The sequence below is a fragment of the Aminobacter sp. BE322 genome (assembly GCF_050433525.1).
Taxonomy (GTDB): Bacteria; Pseudomonadota; Alphaproteobacteria; order Rhizobiales; family Rhizobiaceae; genus Aminobacter.
The window spans coordinates 184755-206336 of sequence record NZ_JBNPXB010000007.1 but is presented as its reverse complement, the minus strand read 5'-3'; the positions used below and the strand labels follow the sequence as shown (position 1 = coordinate 206336).

Genomic DNA, 21582 nt, shown 5'->3' with positions numbered 1-21582 from the left:
GTCTCACCCGTTCTAAAACCGCGCAACGCCGCCAGATCGGCTGGTTTCGGCTGATGAAAGTCCGCTGAGACAGCTTGACTGTTCAGATAAGTCGCTGAGATGAGCGCCGCGTTCTGCTGCGCCTCACTCGGCATCGTGCCGACCGTGCGCCATGCCGACTACATCGGCGCCTGGCTCGAAGTGCTGCGCGAGGACAACCGCGCAATCGTCCGTGCCGCCTCGCAGGCGAGCAAGGCGGCCGACTGGATCTTGTCCTTCCTGCTGGACGATGAGGCTTCCGACACCGACGCAGATGCAATCGACAGGAGGGCGGCATGATCCTCCTGACCGACGAGTTGCGCGCGCAGCTTCTCGCCAATGGCCGCCAACGCGACACCGACCATGTGCCGGTCGTCAAATTCTTCAATCCCCTCGGCGAAGGCGTCTGGCTCGCCACCGAACTCGACGCCGACGGCGATACGATGTTCGGGTTGGCCGACCTCGGCGAGCCGGAACTGGGCTATTTCTCGCTCGAGGAGATGACGTCGGTGCGCCTGCCTTTCGGGCTCGGCATCGAACGCGACATTCTCTTTACCAGCGACTTCCCGATCTCGGTCTGGGTCGAGGCCGCGCGGGAAGCCGGCAGTATCCGCCGCGCCGAGCGGATCATTCGCACAGTGCGGCAATCGCGATGGGAGGGTGTGTGATGATGGGCCGCTCTGGCGGACGCTCCGCGCCGCCGATCCCGACCGCCGCCTTGCGCGGGTCGCGTTCCTCTCCGCCCGCCTTGGCTTTCGGGGCGCCGATACGCCGATCAAGCTCTATGACGCGCGCATGACCGCCGAGATCAATGGCCCGATCGGCCACATGCGTCGGGATCGGGCGCTAGCTGCTGGCCGGAAGGACCGGTGCGGGAGGCCGACATGACCGGACCTGCCAAACCCGGCCACAATGGCGGGCCGCCGCTCGACGATCCGGTGCCGGATCGGCCGGGCCGCTGCCGCGACTGCCGTCATTGGTCGCCGCCGCCCGAAAACCTGGAGCGCGACTACGAGCTGTTCCGGCTCGGCCGCTCCCGCCGCCGCGTCAGGAAACCCGCCGGAACATGCGACCGCGTGCTGCTCGGCAACTCCACTATCCCCGCCTTCTCGGGGACGGCTGGGAATTTCAGTTGCCGCAATTTTGAGCCCGCGCCGCCGAAGCCTGCTCCCAAGGGCGGCGGCTTCGTCACCATTTGGCGCGGCGACCGCGTGCTCTGGCAAGGCCCGGAGGACGAGATACCGCCGCGCTTCCGTGACGACGACGATCCGGCCGGTCCCTGACGGCCGGCCGTCGCTTTCCACGCAACCGCGCCGCACCCACTCGGCGAGCCGGCGTCCCATCGACATGGAGATCATCATGATGACCCGCGACGCGCTGCGCGCCGCCCTGGCACGCATGGAAGACGCGCTGGCCCAAACCCGGCGCAACATCGCCGGCATCGAGCGCCGCATGCGCGACCATGCCGAGGCCGAGACGATCCGCAGGCGGCCGAAGGCACGTTACTACCATCGCCGCATGAGCCGCTGGACCGGCGCCGACGAGGCCGAATACCAGCGCATCCTCGAAGCGCTCGCCGGCATCACCTCCGCCGAACTGACGCGGCTCGACCGCAAGGCCGAGCGGCAGGATCGCGCCATCGAGGCGCTGCGCCGCAAATACGGCGTCAATGCACCTCGACCGCGCATCGTAATCGGCTAAACGCCGATTTGCCGGAACTTTTATCTGTTTCGGCAGTTGCTGTTCATAACCGAAGAACGACTATTGCAGTCGTCGGTGGCGCAAGTGATCGGAGGTGGGCAATAGCGGGGGGAGCACGCTTGCCTACGGCATCAGACCAACCACAAACCATCCTCGTCGTCGAGGACGACTTTCCTATTCGCATCGACATCGCAGGCTATCTGCGCGGCTGTGGCTGGCATGTCATCGAGGCGGGCAATGCGGCCGAAGCGGTTGCTGCCCTTGAATCCGATCAGATTATCGATCTGTTCTTCTCCGATATCCAGATGCCGGGCGCCATGGACGGCTTCGGCCTCGCCGCATGGGTCCGTGAATACCGGCCGGGCGTTCGTATCATCCTCACCTCCGGCGTCGTCCAGCAAATCGAGGCTGCCATGTCGCTCTGCGACGAGGGGCCGATCGGCAAGCCTTACGACCACCAGCGCCTTGCCGAGCGCATACGTCATCATCTCGGATCTGCCGCCACGGGACCGGCTGGGAGGTAAACCGCCGGCCACAGCTTGCCGCCACGGCGGCGAGAGTGAGAGAGCGGAAGGGGTTTTCGTGACGGATTAAGGGTCGAGAGAGAGGCTCTCGGCGTCCGTCGCGGAGAAACCACCATGGCTCGTGCCAAGAAGAAGCCCGCCCTCCAGATGATCGAGTTCTCGCGGGCGCGTGACATTCCCTTCAACCGTATTCGCCTATCCGCCGACAACGTGCGCGAGATCGACGTTGAGGCCGGACTGGACGAACTCACCCATGACATCGACCGTCGCGAGGATCTCGTCCAGGGCCTCAATGTTCGTGCCATCCTCGATGAGGACGGCAACGAGACCGGCGATTTCGAGACCCCTGCCGGCGGCCGGCGATACAGGTCCATCGCGCGCCTCGTGGAAGCCGGTCGCTTCCCGGCCGATGGCCTCGTTCCCTGCATCGTCAAGAAGGCCGATGCCAAGACCTCGGCCGTCGACGACTCGCTGGCCGAAAACCTGCTGCGCCTTGCGCTGCATCCGCTCGACCAGTTCAAGGCGTTCAAGCGGATGTTCGACATGGGCATGTCCAAGGAGGAGATCGCCGACGCCTGGCGGACCACGCCGCGTTACATCATGCAGCGTCTTCGTCTTGCGACCGTCGCGCCGTCCCTGCTCGACGCCTATGCGCGGAATGAAATGACGCTGGCGATGCTGGAAGCCTTTACCGTAAACCCCGACCATGAGCGCCAGCAACAGGTTTGGGAGCGCGTCAGCAATTCCTGGCAGAAGGAGCCCTGGCAGATTCGCAACATGCTGACCGAGACCACGGTTCCGGCCGCCGACAAGCGCGCCCGCTTTGTCGGCGTCGAAGCCTATGAAACGGCAGGCGGCCCGATGCTGCGCGACCTCTTCTCCGACGAGAACGGCGGCTGGTTGCAGGACGTCACGCTTCTCGATCGTCTGGTCGACGAGAAGCTGCGCACCGTTGCCGACGAGATTGCGGGTCAGGGCTGGAAGTGGATCGACGCCGCGGTCGAGCTTCCCTACGGCTACGCCAACGGCCTGCGCAGGCTGGTCGGCGTGACCCAGGAGCTGACCGACGAGGAACGCGCCACCCGCGAGGCGCTGCGCGACGAGTATGACGAACTCGAATCGCAATACGCCGAGGCCGAGGAACTGCCCGATGACGTCGACCAGCGGCTCGGCGAAATCGAGGCCGAGCTGGAAGCCTTCGAGAACCGGCCCGTCACCTTCGCGCCGGAAGACATCGCCCGTGCCGGTGTTTTCGTCAGCATCGGCCGCGACGGCGAATTGATCGTCAGCAGCGGATACGTCCGCCCCGAGGACGAGCAACCCGAGACCGTCGATGGCGAAGATGCCGGAGACGATGCGGACCCGTCCGATCCCGATGCCGTGCAGCGCGCCGTCATTACTGTCGGCGGCGAGCCGGTCCCGGACGGCGACGAGGAGGAGGACGATGCCGTCAAGCCGCTGCCCGAGCGGCTGGTGACGGACCTGACCGCCTGGCGGACGTTGGCGCTGCGCAATGCGCTCGCCGGGAATCCGCACGTCGCCATGACGGCCCTGCTGCACAAGCTCGTCCTCGACACCTTCGAGCGCACCTCCACCTCGGGAACGAGCCTTTATGCCGCCGTGCGTCACATCTACCTCCCGGCCGATGCGACCGGACTCGCGGACAGTGCCGCCGCGAAGATGATCGACGAGCGCGGGGAAGCCTGGCGGGGCAACATCCCCTCGGGCGATGACGATCGCCTCTGGGACTGGATCGACGGCCTCGACGATGCCAGCCGCCTGGCATTGCTCGCCCATTGCGTCAGCTTCGGCGTCAACGCGCTCTACGAGCGGCCCAACCCCTATTCTGGGAATGGCATCTCCCAGCACGGTCTCGACCGCCGCATGGCCGAGGCCGAACGGCTGGCCCAGGCTACCGGCCTCGATCTCGTCGAAGCGGGCTGGAGGCCCACGGTCGAGAACTACCTGGGCCGCGTGACCAAGGCCCGCATCCTTGAAGCGGTGCGCGAGGGTGCTGGCGATCGGGCCGCCGATCTCATCGCGCATCTCAAGAAGGGCGACATGGCGAAGGAGGCCGAACGCCTACTGGCCGATACAGGCTGGCTGCCCGAACCGCTGCGCCCCGCCATGGACGCGCAGGCTGTCGATGGCGCGGTTGATCAGGATGAGGACACCGTGGCTCTGCCCGACTTCCTCGCCGGAGACGACGAGGACGCGGCCGAGGCCGCCGACGATCCGGCGGCCCTCGTCGCCGCCGAGTGATGCGCGCACCAGCGGGGCGGCTTCGGTCGCCCCGTTTTCCATCCCGTTCCACCTCAAGGCCCGGCATCTCGCCGGGCCTTTTTCGTTTCAGGAGACCAGTTTCATGTCCGCTTCCCTCATCTTTGACATCGCCCCCCTTGGCTCGCTCGTGGCCTATAGTGACGGCCAACCGAAGCCGCCCGCGCGCTTCACGAAGAAGCTCGCCGCGTGGAAATCCCGCAACGGGGTCGGCCGCCTTGTGCGCAAGGAGCCCGGCCGCGAGCGTCCGACCTACACGACCCCGCCGTCCTTCACCCTGCATGAGGGCGATTTCGGCGAAGGCGGTATCATCCTCATCACTGTCATGCGCAGCTACGGCATCAACAGCGATCTGAGGTTCCGGGTGATCGAGCGCCCGCAGATCGGTCAGGTCCGCGTGGTTCAGGATGTCGGAGAGAACGTCGAGTTGCTGCACCTAGCGGAAAACCGCGAGGCGGCCGAACTTTGGCTGGCCAAGAAAGGATATAGCCGCGCCCGTGTCGAGGAGATCACCGCCGACGAGGCTGGCGCCGATGTCGTCGAAGGTCGTGCCGCCGCGTGATCCACATAACCCCATCCACATGGCCCGCTGTCTTTCGACAGCGGGCCATTTTCGTTTCAGGAGAAGCCATGGCCATTCCCGATCCCGTCCGAACGAATTTCAATACCCTGCTGCGCGCCGCCGGTGACGGCAACGTGGCGCTTATGGAATGTCTCGACGCCGCAACCCGCGAGGTCCGCTACGTCTTGTGCGCGGTCGGTCGCGACCGCGGCGATTACGTCTTCACGCCGTTCGGCCATCTGGCCGATGGCAATCCCTATGACGCCTATCTGCCGCCGGACCCTGACGATGCTGCCGGCTTCATCGAGACCGCCGGAGATGGAGGCGCATCTTGATGACGCTCGATGAAATCCTCGCCGACGACCGCCGCAATCCTGCCTCGGAACGCTCACTTCCGTGGGAGGAAACACGCGGCGGCATCACCGTCGTTGTTGAGCCGAAGCCGCATTGGGCCGAGGACATGCGTGCGTTCCGGCTCGATGCCCGCGAATATTGCCGCTATGCCGACTGGGCGGCATGTGGCGCCCAGGCGCGGTTCTACGGTCATATCGACACCTCCGGCGACGATGTGATGATGAAGGCCCGCGCGATGATCGCCCGCGAGATCGCCGAAGGGCTCTGGAACTGACCGGCCCTGAAAACCGCACCTGGGCACCGGAACCGTCGGATATCGCTGCGCAGGCAGCGATGGATCGAGTTCCAGTTTCACCATTGCGCCGTCCGTTTGCCGTTGCCGGGGTAACGGGTTCGATCCCCGGCCTGAATCACATTCTGAAAATCAGCGCGGAAACGAGGCTGGCGCGGCGGGACATCTACGACGGGTTTCCGGCATCTGTCAGAGGCAAAGCACCACCCCCGCTTCCATTCGCGAACCTTGGTCCGACCGTCTCTTCGTCAATCAACCCGTGGAGGGTCGGCTTACGCGCGCGTGCCGCCCTCGGGGATTCGGGACAAGCCCGAACGCGCGAGGGTGATTGCAGATCCGGTCAGACACGTCGGGCGCCTGTCGCGCGGGGGATGGTCCCCCGCCTCCAAAGACAGGAGCCGGAACGAGATGTCCTATGCAGATGCCACCGCCTTCGCCGCCAGCCTCGCCACCACGCTGATGGTCCCGATCGTCGTGTTCCAGGCCGGGGACGGAACCCATGCCGCCATGCCGGCCGACGAGTTCGACGGTGACGAGGACATGGTGAAGCTGGAACTCGATCCCTGGAGCTGAGGCGCGAAAGCGCCTCACCCCCACGGCCAGGTGCCCAAGCGCCGCCGGGCCTTCATCCCGTCAATCGCCGCCGATTGCCGCTTGCGTGCCGGACATCGTTGCGATTTCGGTCCGCATCGGAAAGAACCGTCGACAATCACGCCGATTTCGCACCTTCAAGATGAAAGCCATTCGCCATGCTCAGCCATATCGTCGTTTCAGTTCTGCTCTGCACGGCATCCTGCGAACCGGCCGAAATCCGGGTCTGGGATGGAGATTCCATCCGCCTGGGCACAACACAGCAAGCGGAAGCGATTCGGATCTTCAATATCGACGCCCCCGAGATCGAGGGGCAATGCGCCTATGAATCCGATCTCGCGCTGCAAGCGAAGACCAGGCTCGCCGACCTCCTGCATGGGCGGCGCGTTGAAATCCTGCGTCAGGGCACGGATCGCTATGGCCGGACCCTGGCGGCGATCCGCGTCGAAGGCCATGACGTCGGCGATATTCTTGTCAGCGGAGGACTCGCTCGAACCTGGACCGGACGGCGCGAGCCCTGGTGCTGAGCGTCGGATCATTCCGGCGCAGACCGGAACCATCCTCCATCGCGAAGGAGAGAGAGTGCGGCTGGGTTGGCCGTGACGGGTTGCAGGCGGGAGAGAGGCTCCCGCCGTCCGTCGCGGAGTATTTCCCATGACCCTATCCCGCCAAACTGCGTTCGCCCCCATCGGCGAAATCGTCGCGCAGCAGGTGCTGCCTCGGCTGCCCCGCGCCCAGAGGCTGCCCCTGCGCATCTCCTGCATTGGCACCGCCCGTTACGATGGTCTCAGTGATGCCGATGGTTTCGACCGCTCGGTCGTAATCGGCGAGTGCCCGTCTCCCGAAGACGCCATGACCTTCGCCAGCCAGCGCGTCGCGCGCGGCGACGTCCGCATCGGCTCGGACGATACGCTGCGCTTTCGCCCGCGCATCATGATCATTCAGGACAGCGACAACAGCCTGGTTCTCGCCGGAGAGATCCGGGCCGGGATCGTCCTCTGGCAGCAACCCGTCGCTTCCGACGCCGAGGCCCGCCGTGTCGTCACCGAGGCCAGCCATCTGCGCGGCATGGCGTTTGCCGCATCCGGGCGCGGCGACGCGGCATCCGCCCGCGATCTCCGCTTCCGTGCCAGCCTGCTCGAGGCCCGGCTGGTTGATCCCTTCTGGCGCGAGACCGCCGCCGAGCTTCTGCGTCTACCACAGGCCGCCTGATCCCTCTCGCTGCCTTCCACTCATCCTCGCCCGGCCTCGCGCCGGGCTTTCTCGTTTCAGGAGCCTGACATGGCCGACTACTTCACCCATTTTTCGTGCCTGCTCGATGTAGGCACGCCCGAGAACGTCGCCCGCGCGCTCGACCTCTTCAATAGATTATCCGAGGAAAACGCTGCCGAAGATCCCCCTTCCGAAGGTTTTCTTCTGTCGATCCAGCCCGAGCTTGGCGGCACGCAGCTCTGGATGCGCGATGACGTCACCGGCGATCCCGAGCATGTCATCCAATTCGTCAAACGCTGCGCCCGTGAATTCGGCCTGACTGGATTGTGGGGTTTTCAGTACACCAACACCTGTTCGAGGCCGCGAATCGACGGCTTCGGCGGCGGTGCGCATGTGCTCGATCTCGCCACCGGAGAAACCGTCGGCTGGACTTATACCGATGGCTGGCTCGCCGAAGTGCTGGATGGAGGTGATCCCGATGCCTGAGGTCATCGAAACCACCGTCTATCGGCTCGACGAACTGTCCGACGACGCGAAGGAGAAGGCCCGTGCCTGGTATCGTGAGGGCGGCTTCGACTACGACTGGTATGATGCCGTCTATGAGGATTTCCAGCGGATCGCGGAGATCCTCGGCATCCGCTTCAAGACGCGCACCGTCCGGCTCTTGGGCGGCGGGTCGCGGCAGGAGCCCTGTATTTGGTTCCGGGGCTTATGGTCTCAGGGCGATGGCGCGTCGTTCGAGGGCAATTACGCCTACCGGAAGAACGCCTCGGCCGAGATTCGATCCTATGCGCCCAAGGATACGATCTTGCACGGCATCGCCGATGCCCTTCAGAGCGTCCAGCGGCGCAATTTCTACCAGCTTCGCGCCGAGGCCAGCCATCGTGGGCATTACTACCACGAGTATTGCATGGCGATTTCCGTCACCCGCGACAGTCCGACATATCAGGACATGACCGCCGATGCCGAGGAAGTCATCACCGAGGCGCTGCGCGATCTGGCCCGCTGGCTCTACCGCCAGCTTGAACGCGAATACGACTACCTCTCCTCGGATGAGGCGGTGGATGAGACCATCACCGCCAACGAATACACCTTCACCGAGAACGGCCGCCGCTTCGGCTGATCCCGACAAGCGCCCCACCTCGCGACCGGGCGCTCGTTTCATGCCTGCTTACGCCGCGGCTTGAGAGGGAGAGAGCGGCCGGAAGGGATTTGAGCCGGTGCGGTCGAGAGAGAGCGCCGCTTAGGCTCGATCCTGTCCCGCTCTCCCGAGGTTCTCCCGATGAACATGATGTCCGCCTCCGTGGCTGCTGATGCGGCCACGGCGATCCAGCTCGCCTCCGAGCCCGACACTGCCACCGCCATCCTCGCGGCTGCTCAGATCCTCCTTCCTCATCTCGAGCGCGGCCAGCGCATCGACGCTCCGACGCTGCGTCACGCAATGGAAACCGCCTTCGGCGCGTCCGATGCCGCCGGCGCGTGGTCCTGGAAGACCGCCTATGACGCGTGCGAGGCGGCCACCGTTCTTTTCCTGCGCAAATACGGCACTGCGCTTTTCCGCAAAGCCGGGTCTCCGGCTGCGATCCTGCCGCAGCTCGGCAAGGTCGCCGGACTTCTGCCGACGCATACGCGCCGCTCCGAGGAAGCGCAGACGTTCCAGCAGTTCTCGACGCCGATCCCGCTCGGCTTCGCGGCGATGACCGCGGCAGCGATAAGGCCCGCCGACCGGGTGCTGGAGCCTTCGGCCGGCACCGGACTCCTCGCCATCCTGGCCGAGATCGCGGGCGGAACGCTTCTCCTCAACGAGCTTGCCGATATGCGCGCCGGCCTCCTGACCTCCCTCTTTCCGGCCCTTTCCGTCACCCGCTTCGACGCCGCCCAGATCGACGACCATCTCGATCCTGGCCTTGTCCCGACCGTCGTGCTGATGAACCCGCCGTTCTCGGTCATGGCCAATGTCGAGGGTCGCATGGTCGATGCCGCCTTCCGCCATGTCACCTCGGCGCTGGCGCGCCTGGCGCCCAGCGGGCGGCTCGTAACCATCACCGGGGCGAGCTTCGCCCCCGACAATCCGGTATGGACGGCTTCCTGGACTCGGCTGCAGGAACGCGGCCGCGTGGTCTTCTCCGCCGCTATCGATGGCTCGGTCTATGCCAAGCACGGCACAACGATCCCGACGCGGCTCACGGTCATCGACAAGCTGCCCGCCGAAGACCCGTCGGAATTCCCGGCCGTGCCTGGAGTCGCACCGGACGTGGCGACCCTGATGGAATGGCTGGCCGAGCAGCTTCCGGCCCGGCTCCCGGTCGTTTCCATCGTGGCTGTGCCAGTCGCACGGCCTGCCGCCCCGCGCACCGTGCGCGGCTATGTCAACCGTGCAGCTCGGGCCGCACCCGCTGCACCTCTGGCTGAGCCGGAGGGAGTACCGCTCGCTTATGAGACTGTCGATTGGGCACCAGCCGAGGGCGCGCGCCTCTCGGATGCGATCTATGAGGAATTCGGTCTTCAGACCATCCGCATCGCTGGGGCGCAGGCGCATCCGACCCAGCTTGTGCAATCGGCCTCGATGGCGAGCATCGCGCCGCCGAAGCCGAGCTATCGGCCGACACTGCCGAAAGACATCCTCGGCAAACTTTCCGAGGCACAGTTGGAGACCGTGATCTATGCCGGCGAGGCCCACGCCGGTTTCCTCGCCGGAGCCTGGACGGTCGATGACACGCTCGACAATCTCGCCGCCACGCCCGAGGACGCCGAGGGCGCCATCCGCTTCCGTCAGGGTTTCATGGTTGGCGACGGCACCGGCGTCGGCAAGGGCCGAGAATCCGCAGCGATCATCCTCGACAACTGGATGCAAGGGCGGCGAAAGGCGGTCTGGATATCGAAGTCGGACAAGCTCCTTGAGGATGCCCAACGGGACTGGAGCGCGCTCGGCATGGAGCGGCTGCTGGTCACGCCGCTGTCGCGCTTCCCGCAGGGCAAGCCCATCACGCTGAATGAAGGCATCCTATTTCTAACCTATGCCACGCTGCGCTCCGACGACCGCGGAGAAAGGGTTTCCAGGGTCAGGCAGATCGTCGAATGGTTGGGCTCCGACTTCGATGGAGTGGTGATTTTCGACGAGGCGCACGCCATGGCCAATGCTGCCGGAGGCAAGGGAGAACGCGGCGATGTCGCCGCCTCGCAGCAGGGCCGCGCCGGGCTACGCCTCCAACATGCCCTGCCGCAGGCCCGCATCGTCTATGTCTCGGCCACCGGCGCCACCACTGTCCACAATCTCGCCTATGCGCAGCGGCTCGGCCTCTGGGGCGGCGAGGATTTCCCTTTCTCCACCAGGGCCGAATTCGTCGAGGCGATCGAGGCCGGCGGCGTCGCGGCGATGGAGGTGCTGGCCCGCGACCTGCGTGCGCTCGGCCTCTACACCGCCCGGTCCCTGTCGTTCAAAGGCGTCGAATACGAGTTGCTCGACCATGAACTGACGCCCGAGCAGGTGCGCATCTACGACAGTTATGCCGATGCCTTCGCCATCATCCACAACAACCTGGATGCGGCGATGCAGGCCGCCAACATTACCGGCGGCGATGGCGGTTCGGGCACGCTGAACCGGCAGGCCAAATCCGCCGCCCGCAGCGCCTTCGAGTCCGCGAAGCAACGCTTCTTCGGCCATCTGCTGACCAGCATGAAAACCCCGACGCTGATCCGGTCGATCACGGCCGATCTGGAGGCGGGCCATTCGTCCGTCATCCAGATCGTCTCGACCGGCGAGGCGCTGATGGAACGGCGGCTGGCGGAGATCCCCACCGAGGAATGGGGCGACCTGAAAATGGACCTTTCGCCTCGCGAATACGTCCTGGACTACCTCGCCCATTCCTTCCCGGTCCAGCTCTACGAGCCGTTCACGGATTCGGAAGGCAACCTGTCCTCGCGCCCGGTCTATCGCGACGGTCAGCCGGTCGAGAGCCGCGAGGCCGTGGCGCGGCGCGACGAGATGATTGCCAGCCTCGCCAGCCTGCCGCCGGTCCCCGGCGCGTTGGATCAGATCATCCAGCATTTCGGCACCGATACGGTGGCCGAGGTGACGGGCCGCTCGCGGCGCATCGTCCGCAAGCGCGGCGTCACCATCGATCGGCTCGTGGTCGAGAACCGCGCCGGTTCGGCAAACCTGGCCGAGACGCAAGCCTTCATGGACGACCAGAAGCGCGTCCTGGTCTTTAGCGACGCCGGCGGCACCGGGCGCAGCTATCACGCCGAATTGTCGGCAAAGAACACGCGCCTGAGGGTCCACTACCTCCTCGAAGCAGGCTGGAAGGCGGACGCCGCCATCCAGGGCCTCGGCCGGACACACCGCACCAATCAGGCACAGCCGCCCCTGTTCCGGCCGATCTCGACCAATGTGAAAGCCGAGAAGCGGTTTCTCTCGACCATTGCCCGCCGCCTCGACACGCTGGGCGCGATCACGCGGGGCCAGCGCCAGACCGGTGGCCAGGGCATGTTCCGGCCCGAGGACAATCTGGAATCGCACTACGCGCGCGATGCCCTGCGCCAGCTCTATCTTCTCTTGGTGCGCGGCAAGGTCGAGGGCTGCTCGCTGGAGCGGTTCGAAACCGCCACCGGCCTGAAGCTGATGGACTCGAACGGCATCAAGGACGAACTGCCGCCCATCACGACCTTTCTCAACCGGCTGCTGGCGCTGACCATCGAGCTTCAAGGCGTTCTCTTCACCGCCTTCGAGCAGCTTCTGACCGCGCGTATCGAGGGCGCCATCGCATCGGGCACTTATGATGCCGGGCTGGAGACGCTGCGCGCCGAGAGCTTCACCGTCACCGACCGGCAGGTGATCTACACCCATCCCCGCACCGGGGCGGAAACCAGCCTGCTGACGATCACCGAGCGCAGGCGCAACCGGCCGGTGACGCTCGACGCCGCCCTGGCCGAACTTGATGACCCGCGTGCGAAGCTCCTGATCAACGAGCGCTCGGGCCGTGCGGCGGTGCAGATCCCCACCACCAGCGTCATGCTGGACGATGGCGAGATCGAACGCCGCGTCCGCCTGATCCGGCCGATGGAAGCCCACAATATCCCGGTCAGGATGATGGGCGAAACCCATTGGGTCGAGGCGGACCGGGACGCTTTCGCATCGGCCTGGCAGGCCGAAGTCGCCGAGGTGCCCGAGTTTGCCGACAGCACCCTGCATATGGTGACGGGCCTGTTGCTGCCGATCTGGAAGCGGTTGCCGAACGAGTCCACCCGCGTCTATCGCCTCCAGACCGATGCGGGCGAGCGCATCATCGGCCGCAAGGTCTCCCCGGCCTGGGCCGCGAACGCCACCGCGACCGGCATCGCGAAGGTCACGCCGGACGACGCCTTCGTGGCGCTGATGGAAGGCCGCACGATCCTCGATCTCGCCGAGGGACTCCAGCTTCGCCGGGTCCGCGTCATGGGCGCGAACCGTATCGAACTCTCGGGTTTCACCGATACGATGCGCCAGCGCCTCACGGCCTATGGCCTCTTCCACGAGATCATCTCCTGGAAGCTGCGCATGTTCGTGCCGGTCGATGCGAACGGTCCCGCCATCCTCGGCAAGCTCTTTGAGCGCTGGCCGGTCGAGCGCATCGGCGAGCGGGAGGCAGCGTAATGCCGCGTCACGATGCCTCGGAACTGGCGATCCGCCTTGGTCGCGAGGCCGAGGCGGTCTGCCGCCACTATCTGTCGTCCGGCCACCGAGCCGGACGATACTGGCTGGTTGGCGATGTGCAGAACACGCCGGGTCGTTCGATGTTCGTGCGCTTGACCGGGCCGGAATCCGGAAAGGGCGCGGCAGGCAAATGGACCGACATGGCCACCGGGGAGCATGGCGATCTGCTCGACGTCATTCGCGACGCGCTCGGCCTGGTCGACTTCAAGGACGTGGCCGAGGAGGCGCGCCGTTTCCTCTCGCTCCCGCATCCCGAACCGGAAAAGACAAGGACACCGACCGGCAGGCCGTCCAGCAGCGCGCCCGGTTCGCCTGAAGCGGCACGGCGGCTCTTCGCCATGGCGCAGCCGATCAGCGGCACGCTTGCGGAGATCTATCTGCGCGGGCGGGCGATCACGTCCCTCACGGGCACCGCCGCGCTCCGCTACCATCCGCGCTGCTATTACAGGCCCGACGATCATTCGCCCACGGAGATCAGGCCGGCACTCGTCGCCGCCGCAACCGATCTCTCCGGCCACCAGACCGGCGCGCATCGCACCTGGCTCGCCTCGGACGGTTCCGGCAAGGCGGCTGTCGAGACACCGCGGCGGGCGATGGGCGACCTTCTCGGGCATGGTGTCCGTTTCGGCGTCGCCGGTGAGGTGCTCGCGGCTGGCGAAGGCATCGAGACCGTGCTGTCGCCTCGTCAGGTTCTGCCCCATATGCCAATGATGGCGGCGCTCTCCGCGGCTCACCTTGCTGCCATCCTGTTCCCGTCGTCCCTGCGCCGGCTCTATGTCTTGCACGATCGCGACCCGGCCGGGGACGGTGCAAGAGACAGCCTGGTCGCCAGAGCAGCGAGCTTCGGGATCGAGGCGATATCGCTCACGCCGGTCGAGGGGGATTTCAACGATGATCTGCGACGCCATGGCGCCGATGGCCTCCGCGCGGCCCTGAAGGTACAGCTTCATCCCGAAGACGTCCGCCGTTTCATGGAGTGACAGCGTGATCGGCCCCGGAGGCGTTGCTCTGCTTCATCCCTGCCGGTTTCGCTCTCCCGTCATCGGCAGGCGCGTCCCTTGTCGGAGAGTCCCGCACCCACGGCCTTCTGAGAGGGCGATCGGCGCACGAACGGGCCGGGCAGGCAATGGCGGCGCCCGGCTATTTTCCGCCGCGCCCTCCGGGCGCTTTGCAGCGCGAAACAAAATAGCCGGGCTTGGCCATCAAGGCCCTCGCGGAGGAGCGAGGGCTGCCAGCCCGTCTCGCCCGTGCGCTTCGACGCCTGCGAAGGCCGCGATGGGCGCGGTCTCCAGACGAAGGACGCTCCCGATGGAAAACGAAACCGAATACGCAGGGACCGAGCCGGTCCACACCTCTTCCCAGACCGATCACGCTCTCACCGAACTCCAGCTCTATGGCTGGCGCCCGTTCCAGGACGAACCCGATCCCCGGCCGCTGCCCGAGGGCAACACCGTCGCCGCCGCCGTCGCCGACATCTTCGACGCCCTGGTCGCGACGCTCAGTGACACTCGCCTCGAACCCGATCTCGAAGAACTGCTCTGGGGAACCGTCAATCTCTTCCACCGCGCCACCAGCCGGGTCGAGCGCGATCTCGACGACAACGAGCAGGCGCAGCGCCGGATGCAGCGGGAACAGGATGGCAGCGAGGTCAAGTCGGTCGAACTCGAACGTCTCACGGCAGAGGGACAGACCCTGATCGAGCGGCGCGACAGCATGGAACTCTTCCGCGATCTCGCCGCCGAGGCTTTCGAGCACCACACCGGCAGCGCCTGGCGGCCGCGCACCGGCTCGATGGTCAACCATCGCAACCTGACCGCGGCGATGATCGACAGCCGCGACTTCCTGGCCGCGAAACGCCGGGCCGAGACCGAGGTGATACTGCCCGCCGGCCCCAAGGTGGCCGTGACCGGCGGCGCCGACTTCAACGATCACCGGCTGATCTGGGCGAAACTCGATCAGGTCCATGCCAAGCACGCGGACATGGTTTTGCTCCACGGCGGCACCCCGAAAGGCGCGGAACTGATCGCCTCCCGCTGGGCCGATCACCACAAGGTACCGCAGGTCGCCTTCCGGCCCGACTGGACGAAGCACGGCAAAGCCGCGCCGTTCAAGCGCAATGACGCGATGCTGGACGTGCTGCCGGTCGGCGTCCTCGTCTTCCCCGGCACCGGAATTCAGGAGAACCTTGCGGATAAGGCCCGCAAGCTCGGCATCCCCGTCATGAAGTTCGACGGCGGCGCGTAAGCGCCGCCGTTCGGCGGCTGTTTCAGCCGGGTGTGAATGCCCTTGAATCTCTGCTTCCGACCCCGTGACGGTCGTTCCCGGCTAGACTCTCCAAGCGGTAAAAGCGGACATTCGCAAAGTCAGAATGAGCCGGCTTCAATCGCAGGCCCCACATACTGGGCCCACCCTGGCAACAAGGGGATGCATACCAGCAGGTAGATGAGGCAACAGGCGTAGTAGATTGCCGGATCAGTGTAGCTGCGATCGCCAACCTTCCCGTGAGCGAATTCATGTCGCAGTGCCGGACCGGGACGATGATTGAATATCAAGTCTATATGCAGGACGATATCCTCCCCGAAGATAGCGACCAGTTCGTCCCGATAGGTATCGAGCAAGGTGGAGAGAGATCTATCCTCTTGCGTCAGATCGTTCCGCATCTTCGAAGTGTCGGTGCTGCTGTTGATCAGCACGTGTCGCAGGCAGTGCTCCAACTGCGGAACCAAAATCGGCGCCGCTGAGAGCATATCCCCCTGCATCAGGCGAGCGAAACCGAGCGCAAATGTTTCTGCATGATGGTGAGGTACGAAGGGACTTTGCAGCACTATGAAGCGGAAGTGTCGTTCGGACAGCGGGAACTCTCCAGCTAGGAATCGGCGGGCAGGTTCAAGCTGTCCCCTAACCGCAATATCCATCGTGAACTGTAGATGCTGGATCATCTTGCTTTTGATCCATTCATCGCTTGGCGGTGAGCCATCGAGCGAGGCACCTTCGACCTCGGCGATAATCTTGCCCTCGCTGTCGAGGTGAGTGGTCGCGAACATGCCTGCGATGCCGGGGTCCGCCTCCACAGCCTCCGTTCTCATCTGCGCTGCGCTATTTGGGCGAACTAGCAACGCGAACTGTTTGAGCCCCTCCGGCAGCGTTAGCTTTTCGAACACCTCGATCGTGCCGCTGACTACGTCGGACAAATCGATGGGAATTTCGAACGAACCCATCTCTTCTAGCGACTTCTCCTGCAGCGTTCGCATCTCCTTACGGAGTTCTTCGCGACGCTCCTCGGTACCGGGGATCTGCCGTAGTTCCCCGATAGCTTGGCGATACCAGTGTGCTGCCCCCGATGAGGAGCCGGTCTGCGGTGCCATTCTTAGCGTCTGCTCGACACCAGCGAGTTGGCAGCGCCGCCCGTCGTCAGGCCGTTTCGCCTCCCCATGAGCGAAGGCAGCCAAATCCCATAGTTCCTTGATGGCGAGCGGATACGAATTTGGCCTTTGCTCTGCGGCAGCCGCAGCGGTCTCCATCTCGGCAGCGAGCTGATCCATCGTGATCAGTGAATATCGCGAAAGGAGTGTCGCAATCCGGCGCAACGGTACGACATCGACGTGGCTTAGTGCCTTGTAATAAAGCGAACTCAGCAGCCCGGAGACCCGCTCGTGCATCGGTGCCGCACGCTTGTTCGATCTTGCATGTATCTGGGATGCACGCTCTATGAGGTCGACTTCTTCCAAGGAGACCTCGCTATCGGTGGGGAACCGATCTTCATAGGTTCCGCTAATCAGGCCTTCGACACACTCGCAATACGCCATCACGGCAATCGCAGCGGCTTTGCCCTTCTTGCGGTCGTTCGTCCACACTACATCAGCCAACCGAGCACGTAGCGCCGGATGCTCGACCTCTTCCAAGATTTCAAAGAAGTGCTCGGACTGCTCTCCAAGCCAATCCTCGGGAATAGGCGTGCGGCGATTGCCAAACGTCATCTGCGCACCGAAAGCACCCGCCTTATCGTGCAACCGAAAGTGTAGGCCGCACGCCGACGCCAGCAGGCGGAAGACGCTGAACGCTGGCTCATTGTCCCGGTGCTCCCGTGTAGCCTTCATGAATTCGGTTTCTAGCCGGTGGTCGTAAGCGGACTTCACATCGCGCACGATGGAGTTGTAATCAACGCTCCGAAAATCCGTTGGCGTGACAATGGCTTGGGGCGGCCACGGTGCCTCTGTTTGCTCTGATGGTTCTTGGTCCTCGGTCGTGTCGTCTTCCATCTATTAGTCTCGATTCCAATGAAAAATATTCATCACCATAGCAGAACAGTAGAGATGGCGCAGTTGTCGATCAATTGCACATGCTATGGCCGCTTCTTAACTCGCAGCAATCAAAACCTGCCTTTCCGCTTCCCACCCCGTGACGGACATCCGACTGAAGTTGTTATCGTCGTGCGCTACCACTTGACGGAGACGCATTTTCGTCGTCGGATGAAACATCCTTGCAGAACCGGCAAAGCAGCGTAGTCGCAGGCGGAGCGTATCTCCCGGCAGCCTGTCGTGATCCTCAACCGTTCGCTGGAGGTTTCCATGACGTTGATCCTGCTCGCCATCTCCCTGACCATCACGGCCTGCGTGATCGCCTACAATCTCGCGATCTACGCTTTGCCCGTCATGGCAGCCATCACTGCCGCGCAATACGCCTGGGGCGCGGGAGCCGGAGTCCTGATGTCGGGCTTCGCCGCTGGCGCCGCCGCCCTGCTGTCGATCGCCCTCGTGATCGGGGTTCTCGGCTTAGCCAAAAACCCGGTCCTGCGCTTCATCGCACTTGTTCTCTTCGCGGTGCCCGCCGTCATCGCCGGCTATGCGCTTGTCTATGGCATCACGAAAAACGCCATCGACTCGACGATTGCGCTCAATCTGCTTGGCGGCATCGGCGGCCTTGTCATCGGCGTCTCGGCCATCATCAATCTGAACACGCTCGGCGAGTCGGTCTTCTCGCGCTGAAACGGGGATTGCGAACGTCCGCTTCCAAGGAGAAAACCCGGCGGCTAGCGCCGCCGGGCTCCGGGTTTCCGCACAGATGCCGGACAGGCATGTCATCGTCGTCGATGAACTTGCCACAACCGTTCTCAGACCGCTCAGCCCGGCCTGGAAATCTGTGGTCGGCATGATCCCGCAGCCATAGCGGTCAACCCCTGCGGCGTCGGACGCTTCATTCCGGGAGTGCAGCCACGAACACCTTCATTGCCGCTTCTCGCGATGTCGCGGAACCGGGCCTTTCGCCGTCGAAACCGGGACAGTGCCCTGCCGTGCCCGGAAATCCGATAGCTGCGTCGTTCTCATCCCGGACGACATAGCCTTCCTACAGGCAGCCCGAGGGGTGGCCGGGAAAAAGAAGGCGGGTGAGCCGGTGCTGTGCCGAATGGTCCGGGTTTCGGGAGCCTGTCTGTTCGCTGTTGTCGGCGAGGATGATGGTTCTGCTGTGCATCCCCGTATCCGTGCTTTCAGAGGCACCAATCCCTCCGACTGACTGATCCCCTAAGTCAGTTCGGTTTCCACCAGCAACCCCCGCGGCTCCGGACCGTGTTGCCGCGCAAGCGCGGCTGCCCGCCCCACTCCGGGCCTTAGGGGCAAGCTGCCGTCAGAACGGCAGTTGCGGGAGTCTCCCGACGGCCTTGGCCGGGTCTCGTCGGAGGGATGGTCCCTCCGAGAAGCAACGGAGACTTGAAAATGCAGAACATCGTCATCCTCGCCGGCAACATCGGTCAGGCCCCCGAGACCCGCACGACCCAGGGCGGCACCGGCATCACCCACTTCACCCTGGCCACCTCGCGCCCCCGCTACTCGGAAGGCCGCGTCGTCCGCGACGAAAACGGCTATCGGGTCCAGGACACGGAATGGCACCGCATCACCTGCTTCAACGGCCTCGGCAAGACGGTCCAGCAGCATTGCGACAAGGGCATGAAGGTTCTGGTTCGCGGCCGCATCCACTACACGAAGTGGACCGATCAGCAGGGCGTTGACCGCTATGGCTGCGAGATCATCGCCGAGACGGTCGATTTCCTGAGCCGGGCCAAGCAGACCGAGAACGACGACGGCAAGTTCATCGACGACGATGACATCCCGTTCTGAGCGGGAAGTCCGGAGCCCGGCGGCGCCAGCCGCCGGGTTTTTTCCATGTTCGCTTGCGATCGCACCCGCAGGCGACGGATCCCTCGTCCTTCCTCCCATCCCTATTCCCCCTTCCCTGTTCCGGTGACCTCGGTTTTCAAGCGATGAGGCCGGGATTTGCTGGCGACCGAATCAGTCTCGGGGCGTTGGGGCGAAATCTCGCCGGAAAAGGCAGTTCCGCCCCGATTCCGGGTGACGCTCGATCCAAGAACGACTAAAATAGTCGTAGTTCTGGAGTGCGTGCAGGTCTCGGTGGGAGGTGATCATGTATGATCACCGCCCGACAATCGCGGGCCGCGCGTGCGTTGCTGGGTTGGACACAGGAGACGCTCGCTGACAAGGCCCGAGTATCGCTGACCGCACTCAAACGCCTCGAATCCGAAAACCGGCTTCAGGTGTTTGAGTCCACGCGCGATGAAGTGCGCCGCGCACTCGAGGCCGCCGGGATCGTTCTCCTGTCGACGGACAAGGGCGAAGGGGTGTTGCTCCTGCATGACAGGATCGATGCCCAAAGGTAGCGTCGCCGGTTGGGCATTGACCTGCTCTCGTCAAAAAGAATGGCTATCTCTCATCAGAGATGGTTAACAAACACGTTACCCGATCGTGAGCGAGTGATGGGACACGCGACGCAGACATTTCTTGATAAACCACCGTCCAGCCAGACGCTGACGTCCTATGATCGCGAGCACATGAAGCTCTACTTGCGGCTGCTCGATGCCGAGCGCGATGGCGCTGACTGGCGTGAGGCGGTGCGAATCCTCTTCGGCCTCGACCCCGCGCGGGACCCCGAGCGCTGTCGTTCCATCCATGACGCGCACCTTTCCCGTGCGCATTGGATGACGGAGTACGGCTATCGCGAACTGGTCCGCGACAGCCAGCGGCAGGCGTGATCGTGATGCGCCGCACGCATCGCCTGTTGACCTCCACCTGACTTCCCCAATTCAACCCGAGCGGGAATCGTAGATATCCCAACTTCCTGGGCTGAAACTTGGGAGACCGCGATGACCCCTGACGCATCGACCTGGCGTTCTTCGGAATATGACCATCTGGATACGTTGACCGCATCTGATCTGGCCTGGGAATGGCTCCGCCGCAACGACGCCTATGATGCAGATTTTGAAGCTGTGGCCTCTGGCCATGGAGACCCCGAACCGCTGACCGAACAAATCCGGCAGCGGTGGGGGTTGCGATTTCCCTGTCGATCCACTGATCTCGCCTCCTGATGCGCCTGTCTTCTGGCTCCCGCAGGAGGACACCAGCGTCGTCGTCCTGACGGAGGCTCCGCCGGAACTCGGCGCCAGCCCCGCTCGTGAGCCGGTCGAGCCATGGCGAGACGATACGCCAATCGGCGATGACGACGCAGCATTCCGCTTCGCCCTCGGGAACGGACAACGTCTTCAGATCATCGACTGCGCCATCGGTGGGCAGGCGGTCGCCGTCATCCCTCTCGGTATGGAGGGCTTTGACCGGATTGAAGCCATATATCGATTTCTTTCGGCCTTGCACGGCCGCGCCATCCCGCCAGACACGCGCCTGACGCGCCAGCAGCGCGCTCGTCAGCGCAGAATGGTTCGTGCCTTTGACGGTGAACGGGCTGGCGCGACGCAGCAGGAAATCGCCGAAGTCCTTTTCAACATCGGGCATCTCGGCCGCGACGAATGGCAGGCTTCGTCCGCGCGTCATCGCATCAAGACGCTCCTGCGCGATGCCCGTGCCATGGTCGCGGGCGGCTATCGAAAACTCCTGCGTCATCGCCGTCCACGCTAGCGCGATTCCACGCGCCCGATGGTGGGCGATTTCGATACCCCCCAACTTCGCCCTGCATCTCTCCGGTTTTTCTTCGCCACCGTGGTCGTTGCCCGCCGCTGATCCGCAGCGGCCGTCCCGACACCACGGAGGCCCGTTCCATGCCGCACGCACCCGTCGTTTTGCCACCGCGCTTTCTGCGCACAAAGGAAGCCGCCGAGTTTCTCAGCCTCTCGGCGCGCACGCTCGAAAAGCATCGCACCTACGGGACCGGCCCGGCCTATCGCAAGCTCGGCGGCCGTGTCGTCTACGCCATCGACGATCTCGAAACCTGGGCTGATCGCGGCGCGGTGACGTCCACATCCGATCCGCGTGGCTCCGTTCTGCCTGCCAAGCGCCATGCGTCCCTTCCGTCCGGCCCGCGGGCCGGTCGTTATGCGCGCTGATCGCGGCCGGTT

General features: G+C 64.4%; 24 protein-coding genes and 1 pseudogene. 24 read left to right on the top strand and 1 reads right to left on the bottom strand.

Features of this window, described 5'->3' with window-relative positions; genetic code table 11:
• Positions 1 to 90 precede the first annotated feature (90 nt).
• The 17 genes and pseudogenes from J2X50_RS13260 to J2X50_RS13180 form a co-directional block, all read left to right on the top strand.
• Positions 91 to 318 (top strand): annotated as a pseudogene (locus J2X50_RS13260) (zincin-like metallopeptidase domain-containing protein); the annotation flags it as partial.
• Positions 315 to 686, top strand: a complete 372-nt coding sequence (locus J2X50_RS13255; RefSeq protein WP_429095549.1) for a DUF2958 domain-containing protein — start codon at positions 315 to 317, stop codon at positions 684 to 686. The pseudogene J2X50_RS13260 and the gene J2X50_RS13255, both read left to right, overlap by 4 nt.
• A gap of 216 nt (positions 687 to 902) precedes the next feature.
• Positions 903 to 1301 (top strand): hypothetical protein, encoded by a 399-nt coding sequence (locus tag J2X50_RS13250; RefSeq protein WP_429095547.1) that lies wholly within the window; start codon positions 903 to 905, stop codon positions 1299 to 1301.
• A 76-nt stretch (positions 1302 to 1377) separates the two neighbouring features.
• Positions 1378 to 1719, top strand: a complete 342-nt coding sequence (locus tag J2X50_RS13245) for a hypothetical protein (RefSeq protein WP_429095545.1) — start codon at positions 1378 to 1380, stop codon at positions 1717 to 1719.
• Positions 1720 to 1838: 119 nt separating this feature from the next.
• Complete coding sequence (locus J2X50_RS13240; protein WP_429095544.1) at positions 1839 to 2243, top strand: response regulator; 405 nt, start codon at positions 1839 to 1841, stop codon at positions 2241 to 2243.
• Between the two features lie 114 nt (positions 2244 to 2357).
• On the top strand, positions 2358 to 4505 hold the full coding sequence (locus J2X50_RS13235) for a ParB/RepB/Spo0J family partition protein (RefSeq protein ID WP_429095542.1): 2148 nt from the start codon (positions 2358 to 2360) through the stop codon (positions 4503 to 4505).
• 103 nt (positions 4506 to 4608) lie between these two features.
• A complete protein-coding gene (locus J2X50_RS13230) occupies positions 4609 to 5085 on the top strand; it encodes a hypothetical protein (RefSeq protein WP_429095540.1) in 477 nt (158 codons plus the stop codon).
• Positions 5086 to 5153: 68 nt separating this feature from the next.
• Positions 5154 to 5420, top strand: coding sequence for a DUF6117 family protein (locus J2X50_RS13225; protein ID WP_429095539.1), 267 nt, complete (start codon positions 5154 to 5156; stop codon positions 5418 to 5420).
• On the top strand, positions 5420 to 5713 hold the full coding sequence (locus J2X50_RS13220; protein WP_429095536.1) for a hypothetical protein: 294 nt from the start codon (positions 5420 to 5422) through the stop codon (positions 5711 to 5713). The genes J2X50_RS13225 and J2X50_RS13220 overlap by 1 nt, the downstream gene beginning before the upstream one ends.
• Positions 5714 to 6139: 426 nt before the next feature.
• Positions 6140 to 6304, top strand: a complete 165-nt coding sequence (locus tag J2X50_RS13215; protein WP_336741421.1) for a hypothetical protein — start codon at positions 6140 to 6142, stop codon at positions 6302 to 6304.
• A 176-nt stretch (positions 6305 to 6480) separates the two neighbouring features.
• The gene (locus J2X50_RS13210) at positions 6481 to 6849 is read left to right on the top strand and encodes a thermonuclease family protein (RefSeq protein WP_429095533.1); all 369 of its coding nucleotides are present in this window, start codon (positions 6481 to 6483) and stop codon (positions 6847 to 6849) included.
• A 127-nt stretch (positions 6850 to 6976) separates the two neighbouring features.
• Positions 6977 to 7534, top strand: coding sequence for a hypothetical protein (locus J2X50_RS13205; RefSeq protein WP_429095530.1), 558 nt, complete (start codon positions 6977 to 6979; stop codon positions 7532 to 7534).
• A 69-nt stretch (positions 7535 to 7603) separates the two neighbouring features.
• On the top strand, positions 7604 to 8020 hold the full coding sequence (locus tag J2X50_RS13200; RefSeq protein ID WP_429095527.1) for a hypothetical protein: 417 nt from the start codon (positions 7604 to 7606) through the stop codon (positions 8018 to 8020).
• Entirely contained in the window at positions 8013 to 8657 is a 645-nt protein-coding gene (locus J2X50_RS13195) for an antitoxin of toxin-antitoxin stability system (RefSeq protein ID WP_429095526.1), read from the top strand. Before J2X50_RS13200 ends, J2X50_RS13195 begins: the two co-directional genes overlap by 8 nt.
• Before the next feature lie 159 nt (positions 8658 to 8816).
• A complete protein-coding gene (locus J2X50_RS13190) occupies positions 8817 to 13166 on the top strand; it encodes a strawberry notch-like NTP hydrolase domain-containing protein (protein ID WP_429095523.1) in 4350 nt (1449 codons plus the stop codon).
• The gene (locus J2X50_RS13185) at positions 13166 to 14206 is read left to right on the top strand and encodes a DUF7146 domain-containing protein (protein ID WP_429095521.1); all 1041 of its coding nucleotides are present in this window, start codon (positions 13166 to 13168) and stop codon (positions 14204 to 14206) included. Before J2X50_RS13190 ends, J2X50_RS13185 begins: the two co-directional genes overlap by 1 nt.
• Positions 14207 to 14534: 328 nt before the next feature.
• Positions 14535 to 15470, top strand: coding sequence for a DUF2493 domain-containing protein (locus J2X50_RS13180; RefSeq protein ID WP_429095572.1), 936 nt, complete (start codon positions 14535 to 14537; stop codon positions 15468 to 15470).
• 119 nt (positions 15471 to 15589) lie between these two features.
• On the opposite strand, the gene J2X50_RS13175 is transcribed toward J2X50_RS13180, so the two are convergent.
• Entirely contained in the window at positions 15590 to 17485 is a 1896-nt protein-coding gene (locus tag J2X50_RS13175) for a DUF4209 domain-containing protein (protein ID WP_429095518.1), read from the bottom strand.
• A gap of 309 nt (positions 17486 to 17794) precedes the next feature.
• Between J2X50_RS13175 and J2X50_RS13170 the strand changes: the two genes are divergently transcribed.
• From J2X50_RS13170 to J2X50_RS13140, 7 genes are all read left to right on the top strand, one after another.
• Entirely contained in the window at positions 17795 to 18211 is a 417-nt protein-coding gene (locus J2X50_RS13170; protein ID WP_429095516.1) for a hypothetical protein, read from the top strand.
• Positions 18212 to 18937: 726 nt separating this feature from the next.
• Entirely contained in the window at positions 18938 to 19339 is a 402-nt protein-coding gene (locus J2X50_RS13165) for a single-stranded DNA-binding protein (RefSeq protein WP_279676833.1), read from the top strand.
• Positions 19340 to 19647: 308 nt separating this feature from the next.
• Complete coding sequence (locus J2X50_RS13160; protein WP_429095513.1) at positions 19648 to 19896, top strand: helix-turn-helix domain-containing protein; 249 nt, start codon at positions 19648 to 19650, stop codon at positions 19894 to 19896.
• Positions 19897 to 19992: 96 nt separating this feature from the next.
• Positions 19993 to 20268, top strand: a complete 276-nt coding sequence (locus tag J2X50_RS13155) for a DNA -binding domain-containing protein (protein ID WP_429095510.1) — start codon at positions 19993 to 19995, stop codon at positions 20266 to 20268.
• A gap of 111 nt (positions 20269 to 20379) precedes the next feature.
• A complete protein-coding gene (locus J2X50_RS13150; protein WP_429095507.1) occupies positions 20380 to 20601 on the top strand; it encodes a transcriptional regulator domain-containing protein in 222 nt (73 codons plus the stop codon).
• A complete protein-coding gene (locus tag J2X50_RS13145) occupies positions 20585 to 21145 on the top strand; it encodes a DUF2285 domain-containing protein (protein WP_429095571.1) in 561 nt (186 codons plus the stop codon). The genes J2X50_RS13150 and J2X50_RS13145 overlap by 17 nt, the downstream gene beginning before the upstream one ends.
• Before the next feature lie 140 nt (positions 21146 to 21285).
• Positions 21286 to 21570 (top strand): helix-turn-helix transcriptional regulator, encoded by a 285-nt coding sequence (locus tag J2X50_RS13140; protein ID WP_279676837.1) that lies wholly within the window; start codon positions 21286 to 21288, stop codon positions 21568 to 21570.
• Positions 21571 to 21582 lie beyond the last annotated feature (12 nt).